The organism is Lapidilactobacillus bayanensis (assembly GCF_003946695.1).
Lineage (GTDB): Bacteria > Bacillota > Bacilli > Lactobacillales > Lactobacillaceae > Lapidilactobacillus > Lapidilactobacillus bayanensis.
Genome location: NZ_RHOX01000035.1, coordinates 1 through 18,216 on the forward strand (window position 1 = coordinate 1; position 18,216 = coordinate 18,216).

The window sequence follows — 18,216 nt, forward strand, 5'->3', positions numbered from 1 at the left end:
ACCATATAAAAAACACCTCACCATTTATTATGATGAGGTAATTTTACCTTGAATAGATGGTGTTTCACAGCCGGTCGGTTATTAACTGCTTACAATTATTATCACCGTTATTCATTTGTATATCGCGATGTCACAATAAATTATCAAAATAGTCAAAAATACCCAATTTTGGTCAGAGTATTCAATGATCCTCACCAAAATTGGGTAGCCTTTGTATTTCTATCATTCTAAATAATTTGCGAACAAAAAAATTAATCGATTTAGCAAAATCACTCAAAATAGAGTTAATCTTAAAAGTCGGTTGTTGTATCGTAGCTATCAGCATGAAGTCATTCGTGTCTGTTCTGACTGCTAAACTAAAGTGGGCCCATGGGTGTGCGGACAGTAACTTGACGGCCACATCTATTTTGGAATGAAAGTTAATATCCCGAGCGTAGTAGGAATACTTAACTTTCATCCCTTGGCCATTAAGATAAAGTATTTATAAGCTACTCAATCGATTTATGTCACTCAACTCTTATTTTCCTTACTGAATTACGCTTAATAATTTTCGGTGGTAATTTCAGGAATGTACTCTCATCTATTTTTTGATGTGAGTCTCCAGCTGCTATTCTCTTTAATAATAATTGCGCTGCTTCTGTACCCATTTTCTCAACCGGTTGTGAAATGGTCGTAATTGATGGTGTATAAAAACGAGCGACTGACACATCATCGATACCAATTAACGAGTAATCCAGAGGAATTTGCTTATTTTCTTCCTTGGACCATAAAAGGACCTTCTCAAGAATAACATCATTACCCGCAATAATTGCCGTTGGTGGCATCGGTAACGTCATCATTTCTCTAATCAGCATATCAATATTATTAGCGTCACCAATTTTAGTATATTCAGGTGGTGTCTCAAGCCCGTATTTCTGCATTGCATAGAAATAACCATCTAACCTTTGTCGTCTTGGCGTAATAGAATCTTCATGGCCTAAGGGAAAGAGCAGAATTCCAATACGCCGATGATTATTTTTTATTAACTCCTCAGTTGCAAGCTCGGCAGCTAAGAAATTATCAAGAATCACAGTGTCGACAGAAACATTCTCGATGTATCTATCAACAAATACAAGGGGAAATTTTTCCTGGCTCAACCTTGTGTAATACTCCTCGTTGGCAATTGTTGGAAACACAATGATACCATCTACCTGACGCGAAATGAATGACTGAAGATACTGTAGTTCTCGTTTTGAATCATCATTGGTCGTACTCAGAATGACTTCATATCCGAGACGGCTAACTTCATTCTCAATAGCAGAAACCAAATGAACTGTAAATCTCGAAAAGAGATTTGAAGCAACGATAGCAATTAAGTTGGTTTTTTTCTTCTTTAAACTTCTTGCAATCTGATTGGGTTGGTAATTTAACTTATCGATTGCCGTACGAATTCTGAGTTTTGTGTCTGCACTCATAAAGTTATATCGATGATTAAGAAATTGAGAAACCGTACTCTTTGAAACGCCAGCCATTTTTGCTACATCTGTAATTGTTACTGTCACTTCATCACCTTCTAAAATTCTATCGCTATTTCAAAAGAATAGTTGTCCGCATTAATAACACTCTCAGCGACCACCAAGGAGTGGTGTGCACCATGTGGTGTTTTATAATTTTGCAAATTACTGCTCAACTTGATCTCATCAAAACCTGTAAAACCAATATTATTTATATTTTTACCCGAATACATAACACGGCCATTCTCAATTCGACTTACCGAATCAAACAGTGGTACTTCAATTCTAACCTTATCTATCCTGGTATTATCACACAATTTTACTTGTCCACTAATAGCTAATGAGTTTCCAATAAAGCTATAACTTCCATTATACTGAATATTCTCCCGATAAGTAGGGTTATCTTCTTCCAAACTACATAATTTTGAAAGCCTAAACTGAATTCGTGATTGAGTTGTACCCTTAACCAACGTGACACTAGAGAAGTCTGAAATCGGCATAAATTCTTTGCCTTCAATTGTTAGCAAAGGAATCAAATATCCGGACAATCTATCCGGGGTGAACTCTATTAATTCAGTACTCATTGGCATCGGCAAGTAAGGTGATGTTTTAAAGTACTTCGCGCCACCATTGATGAAAGGCACCATATATACTCGGTCATTCTGGCGAACAATAATTAGTTTTTTTACACCATCTTGCTTATCAAAAATATACTCTTTATATTTGGGTAGCGCGTGCAAGAGATCCGAGAATGATTTCTTTCTCTCAATTTCCAGGGGGTTCATTTCAAAATTTTCAATAGAATGCAGGATTTGTAATTGTAAGCTTAGGGTCTCTCCTAAAATTCTATTTTTATTTCTATAACCATCTGTTTGACGACCCTTATCCCACATATTTACTTGTTTTGTTTGACGATCAAACCAAAAAGTCTGATACTTTTTAATTATTCGTTTGGAGAATTCAAATCCTAGTTGCTTATTATCATTGTTCAGAAGACCAAGCCGATTGGCAATCGAAAGTATCTCCAGAACTGCGGTATCTCCATAGGCACCAATACTACGTCCATACGCAATTCCATTGCCTCCATTATTGGCAATCATCAAACATACTTCTGCAGACCTACTCAACATCTTCATTAGAATGTCTGGCACTGGGCGCTTAGTTTCCACTAACAAGTTTGAAATTTCTGCTGGTATTAACAAGCTGTAGCGATCAAAACGTCCCTGCCCCTCTGTCTCATCCATCACCATATTATCACCAGAATACGTGTTAATATGTCTCATCAGCAAATCAAAGAAAATATCACTATATTGCTTATTCGACCAGCCAAGAAGTTCTAAATATCTCGAAATACCGAATGCAACGCCATAATAATTGGTTGGTTTTCCTATCAATCGGAAATGATCATTCTCATCAATAAACTGATGCCAATCTAATTTCCTTTTAAGGGCCTCTAAATCAGCTGGAAATATTGAGTTCTCCAATAAATGATTTTTTTGTAATCGATACATTCCTGTCAAGCAATTCAAAATACCCCATGTTTCAAAATTACGCCCAGCAACAAAATGAAATGTTTTTTTCAATTGAGCACACAAATCCGATATCTCTAAAGTGTCTTTTTTTGAAATAATCAAATAGCTGAATGCATTAATAACTTTACCTTCGACAAATTGACTCTTTGGATTGAATGCTTTAACTCCGTCCACAACTAAATTGTCCTGTTGACTACTAACTAGCTCACATATCTCTTCAAAACTTGGTAAGGCTTGTTCTTGTATAAAATTTCTAAAGACTATATCCATTTTTCTATACCTTCCCATTTACGATAAGACCTGATAGATATATTGGATTTCCAACTTTACTACCTTTACTTCGAAGAAAGCCGGTCACTGAAACCTCTATTAATTGCTTGGCCTCCCATAAATCACTTATCATTAATAAATCACCGTGCGAATCGGAATGATCTACAAATAGCTCATACGATTGACTTTTATTCCCATATTTAATGATTAACTCCAAATAGAACGGATTATCTCCTTTCGTTCTCCGATACTGTATACCAAGATAACTGGTTACCCCGTTCCACTCAAACGATTTCCCCAAATCACCAATCAAAATTCCATCCCTAAATTTATAATCCATAAGAGAAATTACTTGCACGTTTGTATCTGTTTTTGTTTTTAATTCTTTAGCAGGTATCAAAACCCGGTTATAAGAACCGCCAAGGTAATTCTCACTAATCATAAAGAATTGTTTCATTAATTTAAACACCAAATCATGTCCCACATCAATGGGATGCAATCCATCTTCACTATACCTATGCATTAACACTTCGTTTGCCAGTTCTTCCTGAGAAAAGATAGACTGCACATTTAAAATTGGTACTGCGTATTTAGAAGCAATTTTGGTATGAATACTTCCGTACGACTCAGTAGTAAAATAGCGAAAATTCTCCAATACAATTGGCTGAACACCACAAATAATTAATTTCTGCAATAATGTCTCAAAACTTTCCTCGTTACAAGCACGCTTATCATTGACGCTGAATTCCACAATCATAATGTCCGGTAACTCAGGAAAATCTCTTTTTAGGCGTAAAGAACCATACTCTGAATCTGTGCCACCAATACCGGCATTAATAACACGACAATTTGGATTAACTGTGCTAACCCAATTTTCAAACATTGAAACGTAACTATTTTGAGACGCACTTGCCCCGGTACCATTGGTAATTGAGCCACCAATAAATCCAATAGTCAGCTCATGTGAGCATTTCAGTCGTAACTGCAATTGCAATTGATTACCAACAGCTATAATTCCCTGCTGAATGTCCATTATATCCTCCTCAAAAAAAGCCAAGATACCATTTTTGGCATCCCAGCCTGACATTGTCGTAAAATCCCAAATCAACACCCATTACAGAAAATCTTGGCCGCCATTAATTTGAATAACCTCACCAGTTAAATAAGAAGCATCAGGACCAATCAGAAATTTAACAACTGTGGCAACCTCAGATGCGTCGCCAAAACGTTTCATTAAGATATCATTCTTCCAAGATTCAAATAGTGCTGGATTTGTGTCTTTGGTTGCTTGATGAAAAGGTGTATCAATAGTTCCTGGTGAAACGGCATTTACTCGAATACCATATTTAACCAAGTCTTTTGCTAACGCACGAGTTAAAGTTAGTACACCAGCCTTAGCCGTCCCATAAATACCCGCTCCCGGACCACCAGCGTTCCAAGCGGCTATGGAAGTAAAATTAACAATGCTTGAATCCTTATCTAATTTCAGTAATGGGATACCTGCCCGAGAAACAAAGAAAACACTATCCAAGTTTAAAGCCATGACCCTACGATAAAAATCAGTTGTCATGCTTTCAAAATCTGAACGACCGCCCAGACCTCCAGCACCATTAACGATGGCATGTAGCGACGAGACATCATGAGCAATTTCCACAAACCCGTTGTTAACTGCCTCTTCGTTAGTGACATCAAAATAATAGATTTTATGGCTAATGTTAAGCTTGCTAAGTTCTTCCTCTGCTACTGCTCCTTGTTTACGATCAATCCCATTGATCAATATATGATAGCCAAGTAATCCCATTTCCTTTGCAATAGCCAATCCAATTCCACCTGTTGCACCTGTAATTAAAATATTTTTTTTCATTGTTCTCCTCCTAAAAAATCTTTTCTCATTGGTGTAAAAATATCTAGTACGCTGCCTTTTTCCAAACAAACTGCGCCATGTTCAATATCTGGTTGCTTATAAGTTGTATCTCCAGTTCGTAAAATCTCTTTATGACCACCAATACTGAACTCAAACTCACCATCCAAAATGTACGAGATTTGCTCGTGAGGATGATGATGTAAACTTCCAACTGATCCTTTCTCAAAATTAACCTTTACCACCATCAAATTTTGATTATGTGCAAGTACTTGCCGAGTCACACCACCTCCAAGATCTTCAAGCGGAATTTCCTTGTTAAAAAAGAAATTCTTGATAACATCTGATTTTATATGTTCTACTTTTTCTTGCATAAATTATTACTCCTCTTGTAATTTCCAAATTGATTTAAACTGCTGATATTGCCCTGATCCTCTAATAATTACTGTGGGCAAATACTCAGTGATTGGGTTACTTGGTGATTGACAATAGAAAACCTCTTTATCACTAATATCGAAAGTACTAACAAGTTTCTTTTTATAAAAATCCCAGTATAATTCTAGTAACTTAGAATCATCACACTTAACTTGTTTGATGTTCTTGAAATATTGATAGCCGTTATCTTCATATCCCAAATTTGCGTCGACGAGTTCAATATTACTATGCCATCTTGGCTTTGCTAATATATGAAAAATCAAATCGTAGACATGCTCCTTGTCACTGGAGACAATAAAATCATCTTTGAATCCGGATCTCACAAGATTGATTGTTCTCTGATAGTTAACACCAGGATAAACATTTACGGCTGTTGCAGTACATGAGGACTCGGTAAATGCAGTCGTCCTCCCCTTCTCAAATGAAGTTTGGTTTCTTCCATCAACCATAATTGTATTATGACTTGCCGTAGCGCGGTGCCATTCTTTGCATACTTTTGATCCATATCCGGAATTTGAAAGATCCTTCAGTAATTGCTTGCCAGCCAACACTGCCTCAAGATTCATCTTATCCGGATGCGCATGTGATGGTCCGTTATGTCCATATTTCAGGAACAAGTCATCATTCTTGTTGGTTAACAGAACATAGTTGGATGATAAAAAATCATGAGACTCCTTTGGTATTTTTTCAAATGTATCAAAGGCTACTTTATCAAATAGCAAAAACTGTTCCAGAGATAGTTCATTTTGAAAATAGTAAGGTTTGGACAGAGGTATGTCAGTACGTGTATAGTCACTAGCAATGATTGAATAAAAAATATTTTTCAAGATTTGATCATCAGGAAATATATAGCAACCCATTGCAAAGAGATAAGAGTATGTTTTCAGATTTAGGTTTGGCCAACCATCATTAGGATTGGGTAACTGCTGATTAGAAAAGGAAAATTGATATACCTGTTTTAACATCTGAGGAATAATTGTTAATTCTTCGCGAAAAAAATCATATTCCTTACAGAACAGTGCCAGATAAAGCAAACCCTCAATTGTAAAACAATTATAGTGAATTGATCCTTCATACCAGAAACTATCCGCTGTTAGCCCTTCTTTTAACTGACTTGCAACGCAGTACTCTCCCTCAAAGACGAAATCCTGTATGTCCTTACGCCCTGTAAACAGTCCGACAATTCCCAACCCGTCATTTAACCATAGTGGGATATTGTGTATCTTGTTAATTTGCGGTGCCAATAGCTGATAAAACTGATTGGTAAATGGATTTAATATATCATTTTTAAAGCTATCTGGCAGTATATCCTTTAATATATATAAGGACGTGAAGATGCGCGTGAAGAAAATAGACTCATTAAGACTTTGAGGCATAACACGACCGCATCCCCAGGTCATTGAACTTAAATCATCAAAGAAGTTATCCTGTTTATCGTGTAGTTTGAACTTTTGAAAATTTTTGAGATAAAAGCTAGCAATTTGTATAGCGATTCCAGCATATTCGCAATCCCCGGTCTTTTGATAGACTACCGCGGCCTTGAGTACAGTTGTAGCAGCCAAATTACGGTAATTGGTAACCCACGCACGATCAAGCAATGCAGAGATATAGATTCGACTACATAATGGACAATGATGTTTCCTTGGTTGCTCAACATCAAAGCTCAAAACGTTTCCATCCTCAGGGCAAAAATAATGATGTCCCCATGCACTATTTTTAAAAACTTGATCATTAAAATCAGCATAAAATCTTTGAATATCAGTTTTCATTTCCGCTATCATGCCTTGACGCAAACTCTTATCGTTATAACTAACATGAACGGTATTTTCATTTTTCAACATTCAATCTCACCTCCCATATTTTACGAATCGAATTTGAAATCCAATGAAGGATTTCAAAATAAAACATGTATAATAGTCCAAACCCAATTGGTTCAATTAAGGCTGTAGATGTTATCATTCCGTGACCTATCAGCAACTCCGTAAAGTAATAATATGATCCGAAGACAAATACTAAGGTAATTAATACTTTTGCAAACACTGCTAACCGTGTAACTACTCTGCGATAAATGCTTTGCGAATGTTTGGGCTTTAATCCTATTAAATGATTAGCTAGTGGCGTTAATACAAACATCTCAACAATTCCAAGAACGATACCCATTACGGAAATCATGTCAACGACAGTTTCTTGACCAATTGGGGACCCCCAAATAATGAAAAGACAACAAGCACCAGCCCCCCATATACGGATAATCCTAGATATATTTCTATCCTTGCTTAACCATTTCAGCATGTGCATGCTCCTCCTTGTGGACAGAAATATATCGAGATAATATACACAGAAAACTAATTACGTTGAATATTTCTGATGCAGAAATAATTATTAATGAGGGAAGTAAATCACTCAGACTGGCCTTGGTCTGACTATCACCAAGACTACCAATCATCAACGACATTGTAATTCCACCTACCAAAACAGTTAAAATCAAGAAAAGTGCCGCAGTAAAATAACTCTTAGAGTGCCGATCGTCAAACGATAACGCCATTGGTACAAGTACGATTCCAAAAAGAATAAAAAGAAACAGATAGAAACCAACTTCTTTAACAAACAATTTCGAAATTGCTGCAATGTGAGTTTGTGAGAGTACAAGTTGAGCGAGACCAGAAACAAAAATTAAAATTTTCGTAAGTCGATCGATTCGATTTGTTTCATGCATTATCTAATCCACCTCCTTTACGCGCACTCCAAGTTTTATTAATATATTCTATTCGCTGTCGTTGGTGATTGTGGCTAATCCAGGCAGCAGCACTTAAGTAAACAGCTGTGACAATCAATAAAATTTGGACTAACATTCTTGCATTATTACTGTGAAATCCTGGGAGTATTACAATTCGACCCAATTGTAATACTCCCAGGATAACCGTATATAAATCCCAATGAGGCGTATAATGCTGTAATCTGATAGCAATTAGAAAACCTGCAAGTGAGACTGCAATCGTAATCATAACTTCTATACCAACTCTCAGGTCTGCCTTCATGCTGTTTATCGAAATAATCGATAGTAAGGTATTTGCTATCAAGAAAAATAATACGAGCTGATATGAGAGTTGGTCTAGCGGATAGTAAATCTTGGCTTTATCCATAACTCACCTCCGAGTTCTGCTTTCTTCTCTGGCGAGTCCTAAACCAAAGTACAATACTTTCAAGAGTCAGAATAACAAGCAGAACTAAAAGAACAATAGTCATTAATTTGGCAAGTTCAAGAACAGTTAATTGGCTCGATGCAACAAGGTTTGGGGAAAGCGTTAATTGGTGATATTTTGCAATAAAATAGGTAATCGTTGGTAAGGTATTAGTCATTCTGATACCCATATAAATCGTTGATAATAATAACAAAACTATACTTACTAACGAATAGTTGTTTGCCTTTAGTCCAGTTGGCAACAACAATATCATACTTACTAAAACAATAAGCGATTGCATAAAGATATACCTATTAAGAATTTGTAGCTCCTTGAAAAATTGTACGGTTTGATTAGTTCCATCATAGAAAAAACTATAGTAATCAGTCATAAAAACAAGTGATAATACAAAATACGCAACTGCAACAACAAAAGCAACCCAAAAAATAAAATTATTTTTCTTTAGCATACGCATCACATCTACCTCCTTGCCAAACTAGTAATAACAGCAATATTATTTTTGTGTACGCTCGTATGCACTTTGATACATTTTAATATATTCTGTGATTCCGGCCTTATCGTACAATTCTTTGATATCTTGAGTTGATTTTGGACCATTACTCTTCCCCGTCAAGTACAAGAAAATACTATCAATTTGATCGGGTCCAACGGATGTTGTGGCAAGTTTTGCCTGTTCGCCTTCATTGAAGGAATAGCTAGTGGGCGTAAGTTGTAGCAAGGGATTTTTCGCACTATACGACGGTGATTTAACTTTGGCATTATCATATACTCTCCATGACTCGAATCCTTTATTAACAGTATATTGATATTCAAATCCAATCTCTTTTTGATAACCAATCGGCATTTGGGAACCCAAGTAATCACGTAGGAAAACAGAAAGATCACCATTTTCTAGTTTTTGTGCATTGGTAAATGTCCACTCCTTATATTTGGGGTAGGATTTTCCGCCTGGTCCTTTATAGCTTCCTGCTTTATCAATGATCTGTGGAACTCCGTAATTCTGAACCTGATTTCCATTTTTTGTAAAGAAATAATCAAACAATTTAAATGCGGCATTTTTCTCCGCATCAGTTGCTTTGGAAGAAATAGCCCAAGATTCCGATTTAATTGTTCGCGTATTTTCCATAAAGTGAATCTTTTTATTGCCACTTCCCAATGTTGTTTCTGGTGGTAAGATTGAAACCACATCTTTATTCGCAGCTGTTGTTGATGCAATCCAATCGATTGTCATAAATCCAAACTGTTTCTGTCCTTCGTTCTTATCATTGGAATACATGATTGTTCTATATTGTTGTTTATTATTTGAATCTGAAAATTCAGAATGAACTAATCCTTCATCATAAATCTGCTTCAGATAATTGAACCCAGCCAATGTTTTTTTCTGTGTCATCGAAAATTGAAGTTTACCATTTTGATCAATATAAAATAGTGAGTCGAAATCATCACTCCCAAAAATGCGTTGTCCGCCAAAGTAATTAATCAAACGTAAAATATCCTCACGGTTATTGGAATCCCTGGTAAAGAATGGTGAAATGATTGCTCCAGGCACGATAGCACCAGTTGCAGCTTTAGATAGTGTGTTTGGGGATAATTTCATGACACGCCATAACGAAATCAATTCATCAATATCATATTTTGCATCTGCTCCAAGAAATAAATCAGATGGTTTCTTCAAGTCTGGATATTCTTCCTTGATATATTTTTTTAAAGCATTGAGTGCTTCATCACGACTTAATTTTCCTTCTACTGCACTCTCATTCTGTAGAGTAATTACGTTGCTATCATGATCATGCCAATAGCCTTTATATTCGGTTGATAAGGTTGCGCTTTCATTTTCATGCTCTGTATCGCCGTCTAGCAACAACTTCACCCATGACTCTCTTCCATTAAAGGTTCGCGCATAATTTGTGGTCTCCTACAGTTGCCGAACGGTCATAGCCTTCATCAACAGCTAAAAAACTGTTATTTGCCAATAACACAAAAGAATTATTATCTGGGTGATGATGATCAAGCCCAAGCGCATCTAGGCCCTGATGCTTCAGTTGCTGTAGCATTTTCCATTGTTTATTTCCGCCAGGGGCACTACATTTAGTCGTATATATAAGTGCATCTTTCTGCCAAGAACTACGAATATATACCAAGCCCAAATCAGGAAAGTTTCGAGACAAAGGCAGTGAAACAACATGTTTGGGTATAACTGTCTTGTCATAAAATAGAAATTCAAAAGCAGCTTCTGGTAATATTCCTGGTTTTATTTTAGATTCATATGCCTCGTGGTAAAGAAATTTGCTAGAAACTAAATTTCCAATATTTTGCGCGTACCCATCGTTATATCTCTTGGCAATAAGATAATACATGGCAATGGAATGACTACTTTGTCTGTCATGGCAATCTCCAAACCCAACTTGGCTTTGTAAATCCCCATTACTTTGATACAACCGATAATAGAAAGTATTTCTTAAAAAACCGGAATTACAATAATAATTTGTATCCCCCAACTGATAAGCTACCTCATTAAAGATAAATAACCAAAAAACACCGTATCTCCAATACACTGCACCTTCATAATCACTTCCATCGTCTGCTAAACCGGCGAATACCTCAGCAAAATTTTGTTGTGCATCCTTAATCCAGATGTTAGCATCTGAAAAAGTTGTGTTTTTAATCAATGACTGTCCAGCAATATACATTGCAGTATGATTGATCCAGTTATGATTCTGCCAATACTTTATTGTCCAACTGCTCCCAAAGTTTTTTTCCTTAAAATCGTACATCTTTTGACCCTGCAAAATAAGTTTACTAACAATCAAAGTAGTTGTATCAACATCTAAATCTTTTGAGAGCCAATCAAAACCGAGTGCAAGTCCTATTAAAACCCATGATGCAGAAAGATCGACATCTACTAAGTGAGCATTACCCCATTTTTCGTATTTACAGATACTTGCCATCCATCTTTTTGCTTCTTGAAGATAATCTTCCTGTCCAGTAAGTCGATACGCAAGAGCAAGATTGACTATAGCCATCCCCATATATGTGATGCTCTTCTGTGGATGAGTTGTTGGAATCTTTAGAGTTGTATATCGATAACATTGTTTCAATAATCGTAAAAAAAGCTTTTTTCGATATGTGTTGATCGACTCTTGATATTCATCAATTTGAGATCCAATTAATAAATAATTGCTCATAGAAAGATCTCCTATATAAAACGGTTTACTAAACCGGTTTATTATTATTCCAAAAAAAATCGAAAACATCATCGCCCAACTAATGATTACGTTTTCATGGCAAACAAAGGATACTGCACTACTATAAATTTGTCAACACTTGTTATAAAATTAATTATTAAATTCATTGAAATTACGTGTTACACAATGGTTCTCACGAAATCCATTATTGTGCACTAATACAAGAATATTTACTGTATTCAATCAATTATTGAAGACTATCAGTAGCTTATTACAAGCATGTACTCGCTTAATATAGTTCACAATAATACATATAAACAATAATAATTCGTTCTGTTATATTATTTAACAACCACACTATTGTATCGTAGGATAGCAATTAACTCTGAAGAATCTATTTCCCGAGTATCCTAAACCCTATAAAAAAACTAGCTAGATTCAGGAGTATAAATTCCCGAATCTGGCTAGTTGACTATCACCGTTATTCATCTCTCTATTTACCAACATGTTCTTGCAAAAAACGCTCTAATTCCGCTTCGGTCGGATAGCCGCTGTTGTCGCCTTCACTTTGGACGGCGAAGGCACCGACTGCATTGGCGCGCAATAGGCTTTGTTCAAGTGGCAACTCGGCTAGAATACCAGAAATAAAACCGGCCGCAAAACCGTCACCTGCGCCCACCGTATCGACAACTTTATTGACATGAAAAGCGGCAATCTGATAAATTTCGTTGCGGTCGTTTTTCGCATATGCCCCTGTTTCTCCACTCTTGACCACGACAAGATGCAGTGTCGATAGGTTCAAATAGAAGTCAGCAATCGCTTCAGGATCACTGCTACCGGTCAGGAGCTCGCCTTCGCCAACACCCGGCAGAATAACGTCGCACTGTGCAGCGAGATGATTCAAGCCACGCACCATCGAGGCCTTAGATGTCCACAGGGCCGGACGAATATTGGGATCAAAGATAACAGTCACACCTGCTTTTTTTGCATCAATAATCAATTGTTCGACCGTTTGAAACATCTCATGCGAGATAGCCGCGGCAATTCCGGTTAAATGTAGCACGCGTACATCGGTAAAATCTAAGGCGGGGATATCGGTGATCTTTAACTGGCTCGCGGCAGAATGCGCACGGGCATATTCAATTTTAGGCTCACCCTGAGTCACACGTTCCTTGAAATATATTCCGGTACGTGCATTTGGATTCTCGATCAAGTGATCGGTCTCGATTCCTTTTTTAGCCAAGGCGTGACGAATAAAGTGACCATTGGAATCAGCACCCAACGCTGAGATATACGTGCCTTGGCACCCCAACTGATTCAATCCGATCGTCACATTCAATTCGGCGCCGGCGGGATAACGCGTGAAATGGGTTGCTTCATTCAATGGCACGTCGACATCATCGGACGCGTAAACAACTAATGGCTCACCAATTGTCACAAATTTATTCATCTCAGTTTACTCCCTCGAATTTATAATCGGTTCTCAAGGTTATTGTAAACTACTGATTGTACAAGTGCTAGTAAAATGAGATTGTCCTCACTACTTTTCCCGAGTCAGCAGGAAGCGCTAGAAGCGAGCGTAGGGTATACCGTTTGATTCTCTGATGTCCTTTCACTGGAACAATCCCAATTTGGCTTCAGTTATTTATTCTTCTCCAACGCTTCCCAGAGGCCATTCAGATACGCAATGCCAAGTGCACGGTCATAGAGACCATATCCAGGGCGGCCATTCTCACCCCAAATATTGCGGCCATGGTCCGGGCGAATATAACCTGAATAGTCACAGTCATGCAAGGCCTTCATAATCTCATACATATCCAGTGACCCCTCCGACGATAAATGTGCCGACTCGTGGAAATCATACTTGTCGTTCATAAACTTGATGTTACGCGCATGAATGAACGGTGCACGGTCCTTGCCCACAAACTCGCGGATGATCGCCGGCACATCATTCTTCGGATTCTCTCCCAAGCTACCCGTACAAATCGTAAAGCCATTATAATGTGACTCATGCATCTCTTCGATAGCGAGCATATCTTCTCGGTTTTTATGAATCCGAGGTAGCCCAAACAACGCGCGTGGCGGATCATCTGGGTGCATCGCCATTCGCACATCACATGCTTCACATGTGGGAATGATCGCATCCAAAAAGTACTTCAGATTCTCGGATAATTTCTCTTCATTCACATTTTCATAAGCCTTAAATAAATGTTCGATCATCGCTAATCTTTCTGGTTCCCATCCTGGTAGTGTATACCCTTCGGAGCTATGCTTGACGCGATCGATAATTTCTTGTGGATCAGCAGCAAGCATGTCCGCCTCAAAGCTTAAGTCGTTGGAACCATCAGTCAATTGATAATGCAGATCCGTTCGCAACCAGTCAAAGATCGGCATGAAATTATAACAAATCACCTTAATGCCATACTTAGCTAGATTGCGGATCGTTTGCTTGTAGTTCTCAATATACTGATCCCGTGAAGGTAGGCCAATCTTGATATCATCATGGATATTGACCGACTCGATCACTTCCAGCTTTAGACCAGCCGCTTCGACTTGTTGCTTCAAGGCGGCGATTTTTGTTTCTGGCCAAACTTCCCCCACTGGTACGTCGAACAGTGCCCCTACGACTTGAGTTGTTCCGGGAATCTGACGGATGTTTTGTAAACTAATAGGATCATCATTTGCACCATACCAGCGAAAGCCCATTTTTTAATGCTGTCATCTATTTACCCTCCAATGCTTCTTGAATTGTCATCGATACCGCGCCGGGTCCAACGATCATCCGTTGAAAATAAGTTTCGACTCGTTCTGCAAGACCGATTTTACAAAGGTCGTAACCGAAAATTTGTTTATTTGCTAAGATCGGCTGTAGCAAGTCATGTGCTTCAATCGTGTCACCTAGCTTGACGCCTGCCAAAATCGTCTGCAGTTCCGTCAGCAGTGGATCTGGGCTCGGCGTGAATGGTCTACCAGAATCATCAATGGCCATCAAGTAGCGACACCAACCAGCAAAAATCAGCGGCATGGCGACTAACTAACTGATTCAAATCGCGTCCCTCATCCAAATAGTGGTGCAACGTCACCCCGTAACGCACCGGGATTTTTTGTGAAGTATCACTAGCAATCCGCTGTGGTGTATCTGGAATGTTTTTATTTGGTAATCGTTTCGTGATCAACTGGTCGATAAACGCCTTAGGATCAATGATTTTTGGATCTTTCACCACTGGTAAATCTTCTTGATACCCTAAGCGTTTGATCAACTTGACTAACATTGGATTTTCCATTTCGGCCGCAATCGATTGATAGCCTAATAAACTACCGAAAATTGCCAGCGCTGTGTGCAACGGATTCAAACAAGCTGTGACCTTCATCTGATCAGCGTCATTGACCGTCTCACGATCTGTCAAAATCACGCCTGCTTCTTCCAACGGCGGTCGACCGTTAGGAAACGCATCTTCGATCACCAAATAATGTGTTTCTTCGGTATTCCCGAATGGTGCAATGTTCGTGTGTTTAACCGTGTGCACTATTTTGGTATCTTCAAAACCAGCTGTGATCAATTTTTTTGCAACATTTTCAGCGGGATTGAGTGTAATACGATCGATCATAGACCAAGGAAAGCTGACCCTAGTCGCATCTTTCAAATAGTCGATAAATTCGGATGATACAATTTTATTAGCATTCCAGCCTTCTGCAATGGACAAAAATCCCTGTTGAAACCTCAGGCCATTCTCAGAAAAATTATCGGTACTGACCATCGCAATTGGGAATGCACCCGCTTGAAAACGCGCTAGCAATAATCGTGCGATCGCCCCCATATTGGTGATTGCCTCATCAGGATCATGAGTGAGATCGTGTTGTGCAGCCTCAGTAAGCTTGCCCTGACTATCTGCGAGTTGATACCCTTTTTCTGTGATCGACATCGTGACCATTTGCAGTGAAGGCTGTTCAAAAACAGCACGCAACTTTTGCCAGCCAGCTGGATTCTCGCGATTATAATACAGACTAGTCGCCACACTAGCAATCAAGGTTTGATCATAACTCCCATCTTGCTTCATGACCACCTGTAACATCCGATTTTGAAATGGATGGTAGATCTGCTCGATCACATCATCATCATAGGTCTCAGCAACGATCACACCAGATTTCATTGCCCCACTATTCAGCAAATTCTGAGCAATTTTTGCATGGAAACAGCGAAAAAGATTTCCGCCACCAAAATGAACCCAGACCGGTGATTTTGCAGTGATATCAGCCATTTTTGCCTGTGAAAATGTTGGTGTCGTTATATTTGCCGCAGTAAATTTCTCTGTGGCAGTTAAGTAGTCCTCAGTTAATTTGACCATCAGAATTTATCAACTCCTATTAAAATTAAAATATTAATATATCAATAAATTATAACCTCTTCTATATCAAGGGATTGCAGCACCTTGGATTTTATGTTTTTTGTTTTATACAATAAATTTGGCAGCGGCGTTTTTCAACCGCATGTATATCGATATATTCTCTCAGCAGATTTGCTAATTGCAAAGCTCAACTTTTCTTGGCTTTTATGCACTAAATACGTATAACCATTAGTAGTCTCAGCTTGAACTCATCAAGTTTCAAATCATGATATTGCAATGACTTATCAATATTAAGTAATTGATTATCAAAATCAATATCAGCCCAAACGCTAAATCAACCTTCTTTTAAATTATCAACGGTTCTAATGACGTCGCCACTAAAAAGATCTTCTTTATCAGCAATAAGTTGTTCAATCTTTTCACCTAACTCGTGAATTGCTTTATTCCAACATCGTGTTCTTTGATTGAAAAAATATGCTAAAGCTTCTCCTTTTCCACCAAAAAAGTCTCCAGCTCTGATTCAATATCAACATTCAACCGACTAGACAATTCCACCAGCCACCAAATATTTTCGGCTAATTTATGTTCCAACGTATAAGGCGTTTCATCATAATAGCGGCCCTCTTTGGTCATGACCAACCTATCTAAATTACCGATGTCATTTGAAAGTGCCAGTAAGTCCTCATCTACTGTCCACTTGCTACCGTGATTTTCCTGCTCTAACTCGTGGTACCGCGCTCGAATTCTGTCGCTACGTTCAATTAATTCTTTTAGGTTCATTAACTACTGCCTCTTCTTGTTTCCTTTTATTTTAAAACTTCCTGGCTACGATTGTTATCACCATTGTCTTACCCACAGGTCATCCGCAAAAGATCATTTAAATCGTAATCAGTGTCAAAACTTAGTACCTGCTATTACTTCTGAATTTACGGCATAATTCACTGCTTGGATCGATATTATTAAAGCACCATCATTTTATCATGGTAATTGAGTAACTTGACTGTTTTTGAGCCTAGTTCGGCCAATCGTTCGTGGCTGTCTTTCTGGCTGGGCAAGAAAAACAATTTAGGCCATCAATATTGATTTTTACAGGATAAGATTTAAAGAACGGTTGGTTAATCTTCTTTTTTGAGATGGTAACAACCGTTCTTTAATCTTCTCACCAAGTTATAGATTATTCAAATTACTGATTTCGTCTCCAATTGCGAGCCGCTCTTAAAAAGCCGTCAATTACATCTTGATAACCAGCCGTATCATGCTGCCATTTATCTGAAAACTGCAAGGTATTTCCAAAAGTTTAAAGCGTTGGAACTAGATTTACGTTTCATAGTGGAATAGATATATGGCGCTGATAAGAAATTATCAGCGCCCATTTTTTTACATTATATCAAAAGTTGATTAAATTATAATAGACATCTATATCCACGTTAAAAATAGTTTTACGGCTATCATCATGGTGAATATCATGATGAATAAATTTTTGTTTTTCGACCACTTTAGTGCGATTAACATTCCGATAGAATTTAAAATAAACCACTCACTAATTTGAAAAAAGTTGATCGGAGCATGTAAACTAATCATCATTAACAATTCTAATGTAAAATATCCTATGATCAGTGGTAAGGCATGCAAATAACTGACAAGAATGTATCTCTTAGGCGTTGTTCTAGTCCTAATCATGTTATCCATTTGAACAATATCATCTATTGGTAACAGGATTAAAAGAACGTCAAAACAAGTGACTAGCAACGAACTGAATACAACGATTGGTATCGTCCTAAAGTTTAAGCCATAATAAATAAGATTCAAATTTTCGCGCGTTTTATAATCAAGTTAGCCAAATACTTTTAGCTAATTGATAAAATAAAAAACACCAAGACAAATCTCTGTT

At 37.8% G+C, this 18,216-nt stretch carries 15 protein-coding genes and 1 pseudogene; all 16 read right to left on the bottom strand.

Features of this window, described 5'->3' with window-relative positions:
• Positions 1 to 506 precede the first annotated feature (506 nt).
• The 16 genes and pseudogenes from EKM65_RS10155 to EKM65_RS10230 all read right to left on the bottom strand — a co-directional run bounded on the left by EKM65_RS10155 (position 507) and on the right by EKM65_RS10230 (position 17,105).
• On the bottom strand, positions 507 to 1,541 hold the full coding sequence (locus tag EKM65_RS10155) for a LacI family DNA-binding transcriptional regulator (protein WP_125608123.1): 1,035 nt from the start codon (positions 1,539 to 1,541) through the stop codon (positions 507 to 509).
• 11 nt (positions 1,542 to 1,552) lie between these two features.
• On the bottom strand, positions 1,553 to 3,295 hold the full coding sequence (locus EKM65_RS10160; RefSeq protein WP_125608125.1) for a hypothetical protein: 1,743 nt from the start codon (positions 3,293 to 3,295) through the stop codon (positions 1,553 to 1,555).
• A 4-nt stretch (positions 3,296 to 3,299) separates the two neighbouring features.
• The gene (locus EKM65_RS10165) at positions 3,300 to 4,382 is read right to left on the bottom strand and encodes an SGNH/GDSL hydrolase family protein (protein ID WP_125608127.1); all 1,083 of its coding nucleotides are present in this window, start codon (positions 4,380 to 4,382) and stop codon (positions 3,300 to 3,302) included.
• A 27-nt stretch (positions 4,383 to 4,409) separates the two neighbouring features.
• Positions 4,410 to 5,159, bottom strand: coding sequence for an SDR family NAD(P)-dependent oxidoreductase (locus EKM65_RS10170; protein ID WP_125608129.1), 750 nt, complete (start codon positions 5,157 to 5,159; stop codon positions 4,410 to 4,412).
• A complete protein-coding gene (locus tag EKM65_RS10175) occupies positions 5,156 to 5,530 on the bottom strand; it encodes a cupin domain-containing protein (RefSeq protein ID WP_125608130.1) in 375 nt (124 codons plus the stop codon). Before EKM65_RS10175 ends, EKM65_RS10170 begins: the two co-directional genes overlap by 4 nt.
• Before the next feature lie 6 nt (positions 5,531 to 5,536).
• Entirely contained in the window at positions 5,537 to 7,432 is a 1,896-nt protein-coding gene (locus tag EKM65_RS10180) for a heparinase II/III domain-containing protein (protein ID WP_125608132.1), read from the bottom strand.
• Positions 7,419 to 7,883 (bottom strand): hypothetical protein, encoded by a 465-nt coding sequence (locus EKM65_RS10185; protein ID WP_125608134.1) that lies wholly within the window; start codon positions 7,881 to 7,883, stop codon positions 7,419 to 7,421. The genes EKM65_RS10180 and EKM65_RS10185 overlap by 14 nt, the downstream gene beginning before the upstream one ends.
• Entirely contained in the window at positions 7,858 to 8,307 is a 450-nt protein-coding gene (locus EKM65_RS10190) for a hypothetical protein (RefSeq protein ID WP_125608136.1), read from the bottom strand. The genes EKM65_RS10185 and EKM65_RS10190 overlap by 26 nt, the downstream gene beginning before the upstream one ends.
• On the bottom strand, positions 8,300 to 8,734 hold the full coding sequence (locus EKM65_RS10195) for a hypothetical protein (RefSeq protein WP_125608138.1): 435 nt from the start codon (positions 8,732 to 8,734) through the stop codon (positions 8,300 to 8,302). The genes EKM65_RS10190 and EKM65_RS10195 overlap by 8 nt, the downstream gene beginning before the upstream one ends.
• Positions 8,727 to 9,248: a hypothetical protein gene (locus EKM65_RS10200; RefSeq protein ID WP_125608140.1), complete on the bottom strand. Its 522-nt coding sequence runs from the start codon at positions 9,246 to 9,248 to the stop codon at positions 8,727 to 8,729. The genes EKM65_RS10195 and EKM65_RS10200 overlap by 8 nt, the downstream gene beginning before the upstream one ends.
• A gap of 39 nt (positions 9,249 to 9,287) precedes the next feature.
• Positions 9,288 to 10,655, bottom strand: coding sequence for a type 2 periplasmic-binding domain-containing protein (locus tag EKM65_RS10205; protein WP_125608142.1), 1,368 nt, complete (start codon positions 10,653 to 10,655; stop codon positions 9,288 to 9,290).
• A 25-nt stretch (positions 10,656 to 10,680) separates the two neighbouring features.
• Complete coding sequence (locus EKM65_RS10210; protein ID WP_164506911.1) at positions 10,681 to 11,979, bottom strand: DUF4962 domain-containing protein; 1,299 nt, start codon at positions 11,977 to 11,979, stop codon at positions 10,681 to 10,683.
• 493 nt (positions 11,980 to 12,472) lie between these two features.
• Positions 12,473 to 13,429, bottom strand: coding sequence for a sugar kinase (locus EKM65_RS10215; RefSeq protein ID WP_125608146.1), 957 nt, complete (start codon positions 13,427 to 13,429; stop codon positions 12,473 to 12,475).
• Between the two features lie 191 nt (positions 13,430 to 13,620).
• Positions 13,621 to 14,685, bottom strand: a complete 1,065-nt coding sequence (gene uxuA, locus EKM65_RS10220) for a mannonate dehydratase (protein WP_125608148.1) — start codon at positions 14,683 to 14,685, stop codon at positions 13,621 to 13,623.
• Positions 14,686 to 14,701: 16 nt separating this feature from the next.
• Positions 14,702 to 16,325: pseudogene (locus EKM65_RS10225) on the bottom strand (mannitol dehydrogenase family protein).
• Between the two features lie 477 nt (positions 16,326 to 16,802).
• The gene (locus tag EKM65_RS10230; RefSeq protein ID WP_125608150.1) at positions 16,803 to 17,105 is read right to left on the bottom strand and encodes a nucleoside triphosphate pyrophosphohydrolase family protein; all 303 of its coding nucleotides are present in this window, start codon (positions 17,103 to 17,105) and stop codon (positions 16,803 to 16,805) included.
• Positions 17,106 to 18,216: the final 1,111 nt, after the last annotated feature.